Source organism: Clostridium peptidivorans (assembly GCF_900205925.1).
In the GTDB taxonomy this organism is placed as follows: domain Bacteria; phylum Bacillota; class Clostridia; order Clostridiales; family Clostridiaceae; genus Clostridium_AK; species Clostridium_AK peptidivorans.
In genome coordinates this window covers 55946-72220 of record NZ_OAOD01000009.1, presented here as the reverse complement: position 1 = coordinate 72220, position 16275 = coordinate 55946, and the positions used below count along the sequence as shown (strand labels likewise).

The window sequence follows — 16275 nt, the reverse complement described above, 5'->3', positions numbered from 1 at the left end:
CTTACTTTTTTTCTACTAGTAAGCAATTCTTTGGTCCAATATAACCAATAGAAAAAACAAGTATAACCATAATCACTCCAAACGTTATAATTGAAATTACAGGTTTAATGAACCAAGACAACAAAAATCCAGATATACCCACTGCTAACATTATAACAAGCACTTTTTTCAAACGGCATATGGCAATTCGAGGATCATATTTTCTCTGTTCCTCCACATCCATTTGCCAATACCACTTTATCCACTTAGAGGATTTTTCAACATTCACTATTAAAAGAACTATATATATTGCCAATGAAGCAAAAGTAATTACAACAATACCTCTTTGAAATTTATCCATTTTTCCCACCACACAGTTTCCAATTTATTGGATTTTTTATATATAATTAATATATCACATAGCCAATATAAAAGTAATCTGCACTTTGCACTATTTTTGAATTGCGCAATAAAAAATCGCAAATTCAATCTCTTGAATAATGCGATTTTTTACGTTTATTATTATAGTAAAATAGTTCCCTTTGCCAAAATAGCTACCTCTCCAGACACTAATATTTCTTTTTCAGAAGTGCTCATATAAACCTTAATTTTACTAGGTCTGCCGACAAATCTTCCTTGATTTATTATAATCTCATGACCTACATTAAAAATATTATGCTTATATAAATATGCACCTAATGGTCCAGCTGCACTTCCTGTTGCAACATCCTCAACGTTTCCTTGATTATCCCAAGTCCGTCCTTCTATATAATTCACATCAAATATATAAGCAAATTTAGCACCTACTTCTTTTAACATTTCTTCAAATTTAGAACTAATTATTTTTGCATTCTCTATTCCTGAAGCTAATGGTACTAATAAGTATGGTAATCCTGTTGATACAACTTCCATAGGAAATTCTTCGCTTAAATTCTCTTCTGACAAGTTCAATGCATGTACATATTTATTTCTCTTCTCTTTTGAAACTTCACAGAGGAATTCCGCTTTTCCTTGATTCATTTGTACTTCATAATACTCCTCTATCTTTTTTGAATTAGCTATAATTATTTTTTGATTTAATTGAAATGTAATTGCTATATCTTCTTCATTTCTAAAAATATGACTATGAATAGTAGCAGCTGCTCCCAAAATAGGATGCCCCGCAAAATCCAATTCTTCATCTACTGTAAAAATTCTTGCATTAAATATACTATCATTTATTCTTCTCACAAAAATTGTTTCAAATTGCTTAAACTCTTGTGTTAATTTCAACATAAGATTATCTTCTAATTCCTCATTACAAAAAACAACAGTTAATCCATTGCCAGATAAAATTTCATTGCTAAAAACATCAACATGAAAATATTCCATTTTAATTCCTCCTTATATAAAAAATATAATTAACATTTATTTTACCTAAAATTATAACATATAGTGTAAATACCGCATTATTCAATTCTATTATTTGTGTCAAATATATGGTAAAATTAAACATGCGTCATGTTTAATTCAAATATCTCTGGAGCCGTGAAAATCGTATATTGCACACTACAATTAACTAGTTAAATGCAATTACTATAATTGGGAGGATGATTATTAGATGACGAAAATATCGAATCAACAAATTATAATTGACATAAAGCCGCTAAGAGCAGCGGACCGTAACCGTTGGAACATTTTGGCTCGAAGTTACAAAACCTTTTACAATACTGAGCTCTCCGACTCCGAATACGATGAAGTTTGGAACCACTTGCTGAACTCCGATGAAATCTTCGGTTTTGGCGCATATCTTCAAGGAAACTTGATTGGTATCACTCACTACCTGTTCCATCGCACTATCTGGATGGAAAAAGTCTGTTACCTACAAGACCTCTTTGTCGATGAAGTTGCCCGTGGGCATGGGGTAGCTCGCGCACTCATTGAGCAAGTAGCTCAAGCTGCACGCGAACATAATGCTTCTAAACTCTATTGGCAAACTCACCAAAACAATGCCAACGCTCGTGTTCTCTATGACAAGATTGCGCATCACAAAGGTTTCATTCGCTATGACTATTCGCTTGAATAAAGTAAGCATGACCGTCGTATCATCACATCCGGCTTTCAAGGAAGCCGGATTAGGCATATACCTCAACGTAAAAACACCCCCTATATGCTTCCACTCTTTCCCTTGTGTTCTAAAACTATATATTGTTCCATATTTATTTTTGAATTGCGACATAAAAAATACCGCATATTCTCGTTGAATAATACGGTATTTTAAAAATATAATTTTAAATTTTGTCTTATAATAATATAATCTAGCTGAATAAAAACAATAAACATATTAGTAAATATATTGCATTTTAAATATCTTATGCTTTATGACTCATCATAATATTTTTTACTTTTTCAACATTTTCTGGCTTTATTAATTCTAACATTTTAGGAATAAAAGTCATCATGTATTCTTTATTAAATGTACCATCATTTTGTTTTCCAAAGCTTTCAGATAATAACTCTTTAGCCTTCTCTTGATTCTTTTCTTCTACATTTTGCATTATAAAGTTAAAGAAATTCTCTTGTCCTTGATTCATTTTAAGTCTCCTTTAATTTAGATATTTTTATAAATTATAATAATAACATTTATAAATATCAATGTAAATTAATGGAGATTGCATAAAACTTATAACAAATTTGTATCTTGTAAAATCTTTTGGAGTTACTAATAGGTTATAAAGATAATCATTTATACATTTTATTAATACCGCATTATTCAATTTTCAAAGAACATTTCATTTTTATTATTGACTCACAATATATCACGTCGCAATAATTTCATATTCCGTACTAGAAATTTATATATCACATAGCTAATATAAAAGTAATCTGTAAGTCGCACTATAGTTGAAATGCGACACAAAAACACCATAGAATTCAACTTTGAATAATACAGTGTTCAGGTAAATTGTTCGTTTTTTCAGTTGTTATATTAAATAAGAAAAATATGACCAAATAAAAAATAGGTTAATTTAATATTACAAATCTTTTATTGGATAAAACCTACTTTTTTAGGTATCTCTCCGCTTTCCTTATAATCATTAAATATATGAATTATAATACGTAGAGCCAAATAATCGAATTTAATATCTTTAAAGCGATTAAAGGCATTTTTGCATTCTTTTATTATCTTTATTCTTCCATCTTCAATTGCTTTAACATAACTATCTTCATCAAGTACATTCTTTTCAATAGAAATCAATCCATCGTACTGAAGGCAATCACCTTTATTATATGGGGCATTCCAATTCTCACCTGAATACTCATATATTAAACATCCATCTATTTCTTCTTTATACCTACCATAACCCGTATACCCTAAACTCATTTATACCACCTCAATCAAAGTCATTTATATAATTCTATTTCACAATAAGTTACAATTCTTCAATACACTATAATTTCAGTATTATACTTAATATAACATAATTTAAAAACACTTCATTATTTGGACAGATAATCCTAGCAGGTCGTACCTAATAATAATTCCTTTCAAAGATACTCATTAATTAATGGTAGTATTTCTCCAACACCAATTCTATCTTCTTCATCGAAAGATACTTCCTCATATCCAATTTGATATAATACAGCATCAATATCATTACTTATAAGCATATTAATAAAAACTTTCAAAGTTTCATCATAGTCAAATTCTAAAACTAAACTATCTCCTATATTTCCCAACATTTTATAGTGGCTATCATTTAAATTTATATATTTTTTATCTATTACCGCAATAATTTTTGTACATTCCAACTCAGTAAAGTCCTGAGTCTGTCTCCTTATTTCTTCGTTTCTTTCTAATAAATTATAAAAGTTTTCTACTGCTAGCTCATCAATGTCACCACAATATTCTTCAAACAATCTAACTGTTCCACCTAGCTTTTCAATACCTTGTATAAATTCTTTTATCTTATTATCTTCGTCAAAGGAATCAAAGGTAGCAACATACTGGCCATTATCAATTTTACTTTTTATATTTGATATTCCCTCACCTATAAATTTCTTAACAAACATTAAATATTTATTTTGATTGTTATCCTTAAGAATTTTTATATAAATTTTTGGCATCATTCACCTCTTAAAATTAGCTTATTATTTTCAGGTTATTTGAACCGTTTTATCTTACTATTTTAACTTTACTAATCGTAATTATATCATAATCTTCATGGTGAAAGATTATTAATATTACAATAAATGTAACATAATTCTATTTTTTAACACCTTATTATTCAATTCTCAAAGAACATTGTTTGCATTTCCAATTTCAATAGTTACGTCACATTATAATCATATTCCGTACTAGAAATTTGCATATCACATATAATTAATATAAAGTAAACGTGTTATTTATTTCTTAATGTCTTTTTTAAATAGTCAATAGTATGTATTCCTTTATCTCCACTGCCAAGATTAAATTTTGCTTCTTCTCCTATTTTTTTTACCAATTTAAAATCTTTACTTTTGATAATATTAATCATAAGCTCAAGAAACTCATTTAGATTATTTGATAAAACAATCTTATCATTTTCATTTCTTCCAAAATTTACAACTTGTCCTATAGTTCCGTTTATATCTGGATCTAAATCTATACCAATGTGATTTCCCCACCCATCAGAAGCAAATGGAACCCAATGATCATTAGCATATAAACATTTTATTTTACCTTCATTAATTGATGTACAATATTCATCTAGAGCTTTTTCATGGGTAAATTCACACCATTCTTTCCATGTATATATAAGTACTTCTAGTGATATAAATTGCAATCCTAATATAGCACCTAAATAAACATTTTCCTCCCCATTAGTAATATTTCCATTATTACATTTGTACAGTTCTGCTAATTCACTTGGAAATGAAAATCCTAACACTTGTTCTGCTTTTTTTATTTGCTCATCTATTGCTCCTTTATTAAGATTATTATCATATTTCTTTATTAAGAAACGTCTTCTTAATAACTTATTGTATTCGTTTATAATTTTACTCCAGTTTTCTCTAATACAATTTATATTATCTTTCACTTAATTCCTCCTAAAGATTATGTATACCTCAAAATAAAATAATGTGTAAAGTTGCAATTTAAATAGTTACATCGCCTTTTGCTCATAATCTTACTTGCACCTGATTTTTTGTCTTATCTTGTCAGATAGCCTAAAAACAAACGCTAATACTATCACAATTAGCCCCAAAGGTAATTTTGTAATATAATATCGATTCTTCTAATTTTATTATAAATCAACAAAATTACTTAGGCAAATATATCCATTTACTAATAAAAAACAAATATCCTGCTTAGCTTGTTTTAATAGACTTAAATTTTTATCATTAAACTCTATTTTATCCGTTTCGACATATCCTCTCTTTACTATTTGAGTCATAAGATGCTCCTTCATATAAGTTTTATATTATCTACATTTATTGTCCCCAAATTATAAAATAGTACTTCAGTTAATTATGCGTTTTTATTTTTGGTATACCAGGTCCAGTTTCTTTCATTAATGTAACGCTAATAAACCCAATCAAATTTATAAATCCAAAAAGGAACATACTCCATTTAAGACCAAATGCGTGATTTTGGATTGGATTATTAATATTGGAGATTGACATTAACATATTTGTCAGCAAACCTCCAAAAATCGGTGAAAGAAATCCCGCTGCAAATCCACATGAAGAGATCAGTGCAAAGGCTGCACCAACGCGGTTTGAGTTCATATCTTCAAGCTCCATTGGAACAGTATATGCACCTGGCATCCAAATGCTATTGCCTAATCCAAATATCGCTACACCAATAATTGCACACCAAACAGAAACACTTGATCCTAAGGCTGCAAATGAAATTCCTATTACCTCTAAAATCTGCCCTAATGCCATGGATGGCTTTCTTTTCCCAGTCTTTGTTATCATCACCCCGCCAATCATTCCTCCTATTATTCCCATAGCTGGAAAGGCTATAGCTGACCAAAAGCCTGCTGAAGCTTCAGTCATATTTCCTATTTCTAAAAGGAATGTGGGCAGAATTACAGACATATAAGAGTAACAAAAGAAATCACAAACAAAAGTAATGCACAAAAGCTTAATAGTACGTCTTTTCCAAAGATTTAAATACATATTTTTCTCATAAACTTCATTTTCATCATTTCTCTTTACGTCATCAGTTTTTTTCTCATGAAAAATCATTATCCATAAGGCTAATATAATAATAATTATAAAACCTGATATACCTATTGCATGTTTCCAAGATTTTTTAAATAGTGTGTACATTGGTACAAGAAGTGAAAAACTCATTACAGTTCCGACAAAAGGAAATAGACCATTTATAGTATTCATACTCTCACGTTGTTTTGGGGTGTACCACTTCATAATAGCAGATCCGATAAATGGTATCCCCAGTCCAAAGCCTATACCATATAATGCTCTCCCAATCAGAAAGATTGTGTAATTAACTGACACATAGTTAATTAATACTCCAATACCAACGAACATCATTGATAAAGTAAATAGGTTTTTCGTTCCAACCCTATGTTCAATAACTCCACCACCAATACTGGCTAAAATAATTGGTGGATACATGATTGATATCGATAAATTAAGTAATGCATCATTGTTACCAATGTTATAATAATCTCTCAATACGCCAAGTAAGGGTGATGGCGCCATTTGTTGAAAATATGATATCAAAAGTCCCACAACAATCAATATACTTATATAACTCATTTTATTTTCAAAATTATTTTTATTCATCTAATCACCTTCCATAATAATTATCATAATAAAAACAAAGAGTCAGCCTTGTTAACTGACTTCTTGATAGTCTAGCGTATATTCACTTACATGGTGATATGTTTTAAATTATTTGTGAGTACACTACATTCCAAATCATGAAACTATTTCCAAGTCTTGTTTATATGTCATTTTATAAATTATAGTTCCAAAAATAAATCCAACAATTGCAGGGATTAGCCATGCAAACCCGGATGAGGCAAATGGGATCTTAGCAATTAAAGCACTTACTGCTGGCATTTTTAAGCCCCACATTGCTAATGCATCAACCATACTTATAAGTAATGTGCAAATAACAGCCCCTCTATATGAACCCTTATTAGGTATATATTTATTGAATAATCCAAAGAATACAAGAATTATTGCTACTGGGTAAATTGCGACAAATATAGGTATAGCATAGCCAATTATTTTTTCTACTCCAAGATTACCAAGTATTATACCAACTATGTAAGTAACAGTTACACATGCCTTGTATGAGATTTTACCTTTTGTAACTTCACTTATAAAATCACCTAGTGAAGAAGTAAGACCGATACAAGTAGTTAAAGTTGCTAAAAATACACTTACCGAAAGCATTACTATACCTACATTTCCAAGTAGTTGCTTTACAAGACCAGTAAGCAATACGGATTTGTCTGTATCTAGTGGAACCGTTCCACTAGCACATGCACCAATAAACAATAACCCTCCATATACAATAAACAATCCCATAAAAGCAATAAGTGAAGCACCCTTGACAATACGCTTACTATCTTTTGGGTCTGTGTATCCTTTTGATCTAATAGTACCAACGAAAAGAGCCCCACAAAGGAGACCAGTCAAAACATCTCCTGTTTGATATGCAGTAATAAATGCATTTGAGAAAGCATTTTTTATACCAGTATCTGATGGAACACCAACAGGTAAAATAAGTCCTTTAATAACAATAAGTGTCAATAATATTATCATAACCGGTGTTAGTATTTTACCAACCTTATCTATTACTGAGGATTTGTCTATTGTAAAATAATATGCTAATGCAAAATAAATAACAATTACTGGAAGTGATGGAATTTGTGGGAATAAAGGGTGAACACCCAACTCATATGCAACAGCTGCTGTTCTAGGTATATTTGCAAACATTCCAACCCCAATCATAACAGCTAAATTAAATATTATGTAAAACCATGAACTTACTGGTTTACTAAGTTCAGCAAAAGACCCACCTGCTTCTGAAACTGCAATTATTCCTAAAACAGGCAATAAAATTCCAGTAATAATCAAACCTATAAGTGCTGGTGACCAACTGCTACCAGAAGCCAAACCGATTGCTGGTGGAAATATGATATTACCTGCACCGAAAAAAACTGCAAATAATGCGAAACCTACGATAAGAACATCTTTTAACTCTTTTTTAGAATACATAAATTCCCCTTCTTTCTCTAATATCTAGTGGTAAGAGCCTTTTAGCTTTTACACTGATTTGTTTTCATTTTCTAATTCGCTAATCTTTTTATGATCTTGCTTTGAGGCATGCTTCAACAAATGCTTCAAATAACTTAGAAAAATTATTAGCCTTACCATTTAGCATTTCAGGATGCCATTGTAATCCCATAACAAATCTATCACCTGGCTGCTCAATAGCTTCAACGACTCCATCTTCAGCACTTGCAGTTATTATTAAGCCATCTCCTAATTTATCAACACCTTGATGATGAAAACTATTGATTCCTATTTCATTACTTTTAAAAATTTCATAAAGTTTGCTTTCATGTTCGATTTTAGCGGTCTGAGTAGCATAATCAATTTGATAATTGGCTAGGAAATGTTCACGTTTAGTAACATTTGCTGCAACTAAATCTTGGTGAAGAGTTCCACCCTTAAGTACATTTAGCAGTTGACAACCTCTACAGATTCCCATAATAGGCATATTAAAGTCATTTAGAGCTTTGTTAAGAATGCCAAGTTCCACATTATCACGTTTGATACAAATCTCACCAAGAGTTGATTCAGGAGCTTTATTATAAAGTAATGGATTTACATCATTTCCTCCTGTAATAATTAAACCATCCAATACCTGAAGAACTTGAATCAAATTTTCAAAATCCTCTACTATAGGTAAAATCATAGGAACTCCACCGGCTAATTCAATTGCTCTAATGTAATCATCTGCAAGTAACTGCCACTGCTGAAGTGGTGCACCCAAGTGTGCTATTGTTCCTATCTCATCTTTTCTTGTGAAATTTGACGTAATTCCAATAATTGGTTTTGTCATTGTGGTTTCCCCCTTATTTCTCATCAGTTAAAATTTTTTTAATTTTTGAAAATTATATTTGACACTGTTAAATGAATCCATAATAGCTTATATATTAATAATCCTTGCTGTATTTGCCGCTACCACAGTTTCTATAATTTACAATCGTTTTCAACTAGTAGGATTTATCCTCCTTTCTATTGATTTTGTTTAATAAAGTTATATGACTTTCATAATTTATAATAAGCAAAAACCGTGCCAATGTTTTGTTTTAAATTGAACGAAGAAAATGGCGTAAAATCAACATTCTCAATATTATAAATCTGCAGAAAAAAACCTTATTTTCAAATTGATTTTTCAAAATGAAAATAAGGTTATATTATCTACATAATTACACTAAATTTCAGCTTTCTACAAATTTGCCAAGTTGATAATTTCGTTTTCCAATTTGACAAATTCTGAACTAATTATAAGGAGTTTAGTCTCCTATACAATGTTGTAAGGCTAATCCCCATGCTCATAGCTACCTTTTTTTTACCTTCCATGCTATATCCATACTCATTAAGTAATTCTCGGATAGTTTCTAGTTCAAATTGTTTAATATTTTTACTTGTTAATGTCTGTTTTCCTTTTTGGGACTGATTTTTTATTTTATTAGATACACTATCATACTGAATTATATCAGTCTTTTCCACATTCATTGAATATTCAATTGCATTTTGCAGTTCTCTAACATTACCTGGCCAATTATATAATAAAAATGCTTTTTTAGCTTCATCAGAGATATCTTTTATATTTTTACCATACTTATTATTATATACCTCAATAAAGTGCCTAATTAATACAAGTATATCTTCCATTCTTTCCCTCAAAGGCGGAATATCTACGGACATGACATTAAGTCTATAATATAGATCCTCTCTAAATTCTCCTTCTTCAATCATTTTTTCTAAATTTCTATTTGTAGCAGCAACTATTCTAATGTTGAGTTTTATTGGCTTCGTTCCACCTACTCGCTCCATTTCTCCATATTCAATAACTCTCAAAAGCTTTGGTTGGAGATGAAGCGAAAGGTCTCCTATTTCATCAAGAAAAAATGTTCCGTTATTTGCCAACTCAAACTTTCCTGGTTTTCCACCTTTTTTGGCCCCCGTGAAGGCACCATCCTCATATCCAAAAAGTTCACTTTCCAATAGATTTTCAGGTATTGCTGCACAATTGACAGCTATAAAGGGTTTCTTTTCCCTCTTACCATTATTATGAATTGCTCTAGCAAAAAGCTCTTTCCCAGTTCCACTCTCTCCACGGATTAAAACATTTGAATCACTTCTTGCAGCAATAACCGAATCATCCTTTGACTTTTTTATACTTTCACTAATACCGATTATATTATCCAAATTAAAATTTAAGTATGAATAATCAGCCAGTAGTTTATATGCAATACTTCCCATTTCCTTTTTATCTCTGAAGGAAAAAAGTATTTCAGAATTGCAATTCATGGATTGAATAGGTTTTATTGCAACGTATAATCTTACTTCTTCTGAAGGAGTATCCAGATTCAATTCAAAATTATCATAGACCTCTTTTCTTTCAATTATTTCAGAGATATTAGGAATAGGCAGAATGTCTCCTATATAAGTATTGTTATCAGGTTTAATGTGAAATATTTTTTTTATTATATCATTATATGAAATTATTTGACCCCTGCTATCAGTAACAATTATTCCTTCATTTACAGTATTTAAAATTGTTTTAAGCCTTTCTGCGTTCTCTTTTTCAATAAGCTTAGAACTTAAAAAATCTGCCATATTTTTTAGAAATAATAATAAATCCTTTTCCTTATCCATTTGTTGTCTTTTCATTTCCTCAGAAAAGGCACCTATAGCAATGGCTCCAATTGTTTTGTCTTGCTTTATTATCGGATATATAATGGAATATTCTTTATAGCATAGTTTAGTTACAGGGCATGTTTTGCAAACCTCATGTTCCTTAGGGTTATTTATTACAAGAGGTTTTCCCGAATTAACTACATAATCAGTAGAACCTCCCTTTGGCAATGGAAGACCTTCATATTTTTCATATTCTCCAGTACCTATAATACGATAAAGATTTTCATCAACTACAAACATATCAAATCTAATAACAGATTGTGTTGTTTCAATTAATTGTCTGATATAATCAGTTATATGAGAAAGTGTTGAATCCATAGGTAGTCAGCCCCCTCAAATGTTTCTTATTCGAATTACATTTATAATTATTATACCAAAGCAGGCTGCAATTAAAAAGACAGTTTGTTACAAAAATAAACATGGCCGCCATATGAACATTGATAGTATTACATATTAAAAGTACAATAACCCAAGCTTCAATTAGATAATTACTACTTTAATAATCAAAATTTTAAGTTAAAAGAAAAACCCTTGAAAAATCAAGGGTTGCTAAATAGACCTTATAATCAGCTTTACATATAAATTTAAAATATTGATTAGTTATATCAATTTTCTTAGTTTTTTTATCCTGTTTAATAATAACTTTATCTAGCACATTAAACTCTTCGCTGCTTACATCAACGATTATATACTCTCCATCTACTGGAACATATGTCCTGTATTAATAAATTTGACCATGTTTTAGAATAGTGTTGATAACATATCAATTTTTAAGGGAAGTCATTTTTGACTTCCCTTAATTCGTATTTTGAGAAATTATTAACACATTTAAAATTCCTATTTACTTAAGGAATCAATATATTCTTTCGCTTCTTTCAATCCAAGTCCAGTAGCAATTCTATATTTTTTTATTGCTTCAACTTTTTTACCTTCTAAAATAAGACTTTTTAATTCATCCGTTATTGTATCAGGTACTCCAACTTGTTTAGCAATCTTATTTAAATTTATATTTATGCGTGTTATATCACTTCGCATCTGGATAATACTACTTACTATCCATAGTAATAACCCTGCTACTGCAATTCCAAAAATAGTTAAGTGATTCATAATTATACTCCTTTCAAGTTCACATAATTCTACAAATAAGTATTATATTACAGTTCGCTCATGTCCTAATTGTACCATTAAGTTCTATATAATCAAATAAATAATGGAAGTTTTAATTTAGCTATGTTTTAACATAATGTTGGAATTTAATGAAAAATTATATATGGGGTTGTCCATCTATAATCTTAATGTAAAAAATACCACAGAAATTTATTTAACTTATAATTATTTAAATCTGAAAATGCTTTTAAATATATCTTTATAATTGAATGTATTATAAAGATATATGGCACTGATTGCTAAAGATAATACTAATATACTATATATAATTATAAACTTTATTTTACTATATTTGTCCAGTTTGTAATAAGAATCAGTTTTATATTTGATAGTGAAATTATATGTTTGATAAACACCTGCTACCATAATAAAAAATAATAGTATCTTACTCTTTAATTTATTTACTGATATAAACATATATATTAAAAATGGAAATCCAATATAGCATAAAATAGGGGATATTGCTTCAACTATATGCCCACCATCAAGAGGCTTTACAGGTATTAAATTGCTTAAATTTACTATTATTGAGGTAAAACTTAATACTAAAAATGTATAATCCCCAGTAACATGATAAACTATATAATAAATAAGTCCAAGTATACCTCCAAATAACGGTCCTCCCATTGCAATAAGTGCATTTTCTTTACAATTTTTAGGATTTTCATGAACTATATATGCTCCAATAGGAGTAAAGCCTCCAAAAACAACATTTACCTTTAAAAATTTTGATGTAATATAATGACCTAATTCATGAATAATAAGAATAAATAAATATCCTATTGCATACTTCAAATTTATAGCAAATCCTAATATTAAAATTGTTAAAGAGGCTATTATAATACTAAACAGCGTCTCTCTGATACTTGATTTTTTTATTGGTTCTCTATGGCTTTCTTTTTCCATAATTTTCTTCACCTACTATCTGAATATAATAAAATGTTATAACTTTGTGTTTTATTACCATTATTGATTAAATTATAGTGATATGGTAATTATGTAATATAATATCGATTTTTCTAATTTTATTATAAATCAACAAAATTATTTAGGCAAATATATCCATTTACTAGTTACAAAACAATATGAGTTTTCATAAAAAATGCCGTATAATTCACTTCTTCTGAATTATACGGCACTTAAATAAATTATTAACTTTACTCTTCAATATATTTCATCAATTCCTCATTAAACTTATCTTTTTCATCATAAAACGAACCATGTCCACTGAATTTAAATGGTATAAGCTTTTAATTTTTAATACACTGTTCTTGTACTTTACCTTGTGCAAATTAAATCTTAATGCATTTTAACGGTAATGAAAATTAAACTTATTAAGAATGTTATTGTAGAAAGTATCACAGCTATAATTAGAAATCCTGTTAATAAAACATTGTATTTTATTAAATTAATAGTTAATATATACTTTGACAAACCTAAAGCATTAAGTATAAATATTATTAAAAATATAACCCATAATCCTCTAGATGCTCCCTTTATATCTGCATAACTCAATGATATGTGGGATGATATACATATGGATATAAATAAAAACGCATAAAAGTATGGATTTTCAAAGTTCTTTAGCGAGAAAATAACTTTTATAAGCTCTCTATAAGAATTTATTATTCCTTCCATTGTACCTCTATTTAATACTGTAATATCCAAACTTTCTACTAAAATATAAATAAACTTGTTATAAGCCTGTGGTATTATAAAACGCATTAAGGCAATTATATAAAAAACCCCTCCAAATATCGGTGCTATACCTATAGAAAAATTTCCTATCTGTTGATAAATGCTGCCTTGATTATAACTATGCTGTACATATCCCATTACCCCATTTTCATCCGGTTTTTGAAGTAATTTTATCTTAGTAATCTTATGACCAAATAATAAAGCAAAAACAGCATGGCTCAGCTCATGTATTGGAACACCAATAATCCCTGTTATCATTAATGCTTTACTACCAAAACTTCTTTGAAAATTTCTTATAGAACTATTTCTTAATACTCCAAGGAGTAACCCAACTAAAATAATCATTCCTGCAATATATAATGTTTCTATAAAGCTTCTAGCTAGTAACTCAATTAAAAACGTCATTCTATGTCTTCACCTCCTGTTAGCTAATATTAAATAAGCCCTTTATCTAAATTATGAAAACTTGCCACTTGTCATGCGGGTGGCACTATAATATTATAGAGTTCTACCTACTGATTTACAATAACTTTATCCTTCAATAAACTTCATCATCTCTCTTTCAACCTATAATTATTTTCCTTCCCCTCGATTTCTACCACGTTTCCTCTGCACATTTCAAAAATTCGGCTTCCAACTGCTTCGTCTAAATCCAAAAGTTTTTCCATAGTATATTCGCTGGAAATTACCATAGGATAGTTATTTAAATATCTATGATTTATTATTTCAAAGACTATGTTGATGTCTGATTCCGTAACCTTTCCTTTAAATAAATCATCTATTATCAAAAGTTCTGAAGTCTTATACTTGCCCATACTTTTTTTATAAGCTTCGTCATCAAGCATATTTTGCTTTATCTTGGTGATTACATCCCTATAGGGCATATAGTAAGCCCTTACACCTAATTCCATTAAGTTCATGGCTATAGCAATGGATAGGTGTGTTTTACCGCTGCCTACTTGTCCTAAAAAGGCTATGCTGTTTTGTCTCCTATTTCTTATTTCCTTGAAGCTTTTTACATAAGCTAAAGCCTTATTTCTACAATATCTTGTAAGCTGATTAAAAACCTTATAGTTTTTAAAATTTAACTTTGAATTGTCAACATTTAAACCAGCTCTTTTCCACTTTGATTTAACATTATCCTTCAGGCTGCAGCTGCATGGAGTTATGATGTCCTGATATTTTTCATCTCTTTTTACTATAAATCCAACTCCTCGGCATTTAGGACAAACCTTTTCTTCATTGTATAAACCATCATAACTGGCTCCATATAAACTATTATTTTTATTATCATATAAATTACTATTAGCATCATGTAAGTTTTCATATTCCTTATCAGATTGCTCATTATCATCACTATATAAAGTCTTCCAGTTCTTCATCGGTGAAGTCTGGCACTTCTGTGCATTCTGGCTTAAAGCCTGCATATTTTCCATGCTCTTTGCTCTGAGCCTTTTTATAATTTCCTGAATGTTGTCCACTTCCCCATTTTGAATATTTGTTTTCTCCATGATTTCCATTCCCTTCTTTTGAAGCATTTACAGCACTATATCCTTTTCCACCATCATTATTTTTGTTAATGTAGTCCTCTACCTCCTGTAAAGTATGTAATTTAAGATCCACCCAGTTATATAAAACCACCTCAATGTACCTAAAGCTTCTAGCTCTATTTTCCACGGCAAGCTCCATGGCTTTTAATATTAAATCTGGATTTTTTATCTCCTCATGCAAAAGCTTTAACTTTTCACACTCATGAGGAGTTGTTAAGTGAATGTTTGAATTGAAAAAGCTTAAGATGTCATTGAAATCTTTAGGGTTGTCTTCTTCACTGTTTCCAATGATTTGACTGCTGCTATCCTCATTTTGCTCTATTTTGACTGCTTCTGCAGTTTTACCATTTTCACCCAGGGGTCTGGCCCCTATCTCTTCTTCCTCTTCTGTAGTAATCTCTGGTATTGGTTTGTTTAAATCAGTAGCATCCACTGCTAAATTTGAGCAGTTCGATTCATCAATATTTTCATCCATATGATCATTATTGCTAGAGCTGTTTTCTCCTATATCTTTCATGTTGAATTTTTCTTGAAGCTTATCTAAAGTATCATAGTTTATGCTGTACCACTTAGTCTTGTCCATTTTTGATTTATTAAAATTTCCAGATAAAACAACTTCCATACTTTCAAGCTTCTTTATAATTCTTCTTATGGTGCTTTCACAAAAGAAAGGAAGCTGCTCCTGCCAGCTGGAGTATGTATTATATATCCACCTTTTCCCCTCAATTATGTGTTTTGATTTTTCAATCCAATAGTTCATTTGCTGAAGTACAATGCTTTCGGATAATCCTAGTACCACTGCAAGTTTTGTATTAATAACCACAGGTTTGTCATTTATAAGTAGATTGCTTTGCATTTTCTTTACCCCCTATCTTTATAAAAATCTCTTTATATATATAAGAGGGGTAAAAAACTTTTTATGGACGTTTTTTATTGA

The 16275-nt window shown here is 29.8% G+C and carries 17 protein-coding genes and 1 pseudogene; 1 reads left to right on the top strand and 17 read right to left on the bottom strand.

From position 1 onward, the window contains the following. Position 1 precedes the first annotated feature (1 nt). Both CRN98_RS09190 and CRN98_RS09185 read right to left on the bottom strand, forming a co-directional pair. Positions 2-340 (bottom strand): hypothetical protein, encoded by a 339-nt coding sequence (locus CRN98_RS09190; RefSeq protein ID WP_097027132.1) that lies wholly within the window; start codon positions 338-340, stop codon positions 2-4. 161 nt (positions 341-501) lie between these two features. Beyond that, on the bottom strand, positions 502-1350 hold the full coding sequence (locus tag CRN98_RS09185; protein WP_097027131.1) for a PhzF family phenazine biosynthesis protein: 849 nt from the start codon (positions 1348-1350) through the stop codon (positions 502-504). A gap of 229 nt (positions 1351-1579) precedes the next feature. Here CRN98_RS09185 and CRN98_RS09180 point away from each other — a divergent pair, with 229 nt between their 5' ends. Then, complete coding sequence (locus tag CRN98_RS09180) at positions 1580-2044, top strand: GNAT family N-acetyltransferase (protein ID WP_097027130.1); 465 nt, start codon at positions 1580-1582, stop codon at positions 2042-2044. A gap of 286 nt (positions 2045-2330) precedes the next feature. On the opposite strand, the gene CRN98_RS09175 is transcribed toward CRN98_RS09180, so the two are convergent. The 15 genes and pseudogenes from CRN98_RS09175 to CRN98_RS09110 all read right to left on the bottom strand — a co-directional run bounded on the left by CRN98_RS09175 (position 2331) and on the right by CRN98_RS09110 (position 16194). Continuing rightward, positions 2331-2552 carry a hypothetical protein gene (locus tag CRN98_RS09175; RefSeq protein ID WP_097027129.1) on the bottom strand — a complete coding sequence of 74 codons (222 nt, stop codon included), beginning with the start codon at positions 2550-2552 and terminating at the stop codon, positions 2331-2333. Positions 2553-3004: 452 nt separating this feature from the next. Beyond that, positions 3005-3343 carry a hypothetical protein gene (locus CRN98_RS09170; RefSeq protein ID WP_097027128.1) on the bottom strand — a complete coding sequence of 113 codons (339 nt, stop codon included), beginning with the start codon at positions 3341-3343 and terminating at the stop codon, positions 3005-3007. A 164-nt stretch (positions 3344-3507) separates the two neighbouring features. Further along, positions 3508-4086 (bottom strand): hypothetical protein, encoded by a 579-nt coding sequence (locus CRN98_RS09165; protein WP_097027127.1) that lies wholly within the window; start codon positions 4084-4086, stop codon positions 3508-3510. Positions 4087-4361: 275 nt separating this feature from the next. Beyond that, on the bottom strand, positions 4362-5039 hold the full coding sequence (locus CRN98_RS09160) for an SMI1/KNR4 family protein (RefSeq protein WP_097027126.1): 678 nt from the start codon (positions 5037-5039) through the stop codon (positions 4362-4364). Positions 5040-5246: 207 nt separating this feature from the next. Further along, positions 5247-5396: a hypothetical protein gene (locus tag CRN98_RS17490; protein ID WP_179632065.1), complete on the bottom strand. Its 150-nt coding sequence runs from the start codon at positions 5394-5396 to the stop codon at positions 5247-5249. Between the two features lie 70 nt (positions 5397-5466). Continuing rightward, positions 5467-6759, bottom strand: a complete 1293-nt coding sequence (locus CRN98_RS09155; protein ID WP_097027125.1) for an MFS transporter — start codon at positions 6757-6759, stop codon at positions 5467-5469. A 135-nt stretch (positions 6760-6894) separates the two neighbouring features. Further along, the gene (gene brnQ, locus CRN98_RS09150; RefSeq protein ID WP_097027124.1) at positions 6895-8205 is read right to left on the bottom strand and encodes a branched-chain amino acid transport system II carrier protein; all 1311 of its coding nucleotides are present in this window, start codon (positions 8203-8205) and stop codon (positions 6895-6897) included. An 88-nt stretch (positions 8206-8293) separates the two neighbouring features. Next, a complete protein-coding gene (locus CRN98_RS09145; RefSeq protein ID WP_097027123.1) occupies positions 8294-9079 on the bottom strand; it encodes a gamma-glutamyl-gamma-aminobutyrate hydrolase family protein in 786 nt (261 codons plus the stop codon). Positions 9080-9501: 422 nt separating this feature from the next. Next, on the bottom strand, positions 9502-11241 hold the full coding sequence (locus CRN98_RS09140) for a sigma-54-dependent Fis family transcriptional regulator (protein ID WP_097027122.1): 1740 nt from the start codon (positions 11239-11241) through the stop codon (positions 9502-9504). Between the two features lie 519 nt (positions 11242-11760). Beyond that, on the bottom strand, positions 11761-12030 hold the full coding sequence (locus CRN98_RS09135) for a ribosomal protein L7/L12 (protein ID WP_097027121.1): 270 nt from the start codon (positions 12028-12030) through the stop codon (positions 11761-11763). Between the two features lie 225 nt (positions 12031-12255). Continuing rightward, positions 12256-12996, bottom strand: coding sequence for a site-2 protease family protein (locus tag CRN98_RS09130; RefSeq protein WP_097027120.1), 741 nt, complete (start codon positions 12994-12996; stop codon positions 12256-12258). Between the two features lie 251 nt (positions 12997-13247). Next, positions 13248-13343, bottom strand: a pseudogene (locus tag CRN98_RS17940) (alpha/beta hydrolase); the annotation flags it as partial. A gap of 46 nt (positions 13344-13389) precedes the next feature. Next, complete coding sequence (locus CRN98_RS09120) at positions 13390-14193, bottom strand: hypothetical protein (RefSeq protein WP_097027119.1); 804 nt, start codon at positions 14191-14193, stop codon at positions 13390-13392. Positions 14194-14339: 146 nt separating this feature from the next. Next, positions 14340-15170, bottom strand: a complete 831-nt coding sequence (locus CRN98_RS09115) for an ATP-binding protein (RefSeq protein ID WP_097027118.1) — start codon at positions 15168-15170, stop codon at positions 14340-14342. Then, complete coding sequence (locus tag CRN98_RS09110; protein ID WP_097027117.1) at positions 15145-16194, bottom strand: DnaD domain-containing protein; 1050 nt, start codon at positions 16192-16194, stop codon at positions 15145-15147. The genes CRN98_RS09115 and CRN98_RS09110 overlap by 26 nt, the downstream gene beginning before the upstream one ends. Between the last annotated feature and the right edge of the window lie 81 nt (positions 16195-16275).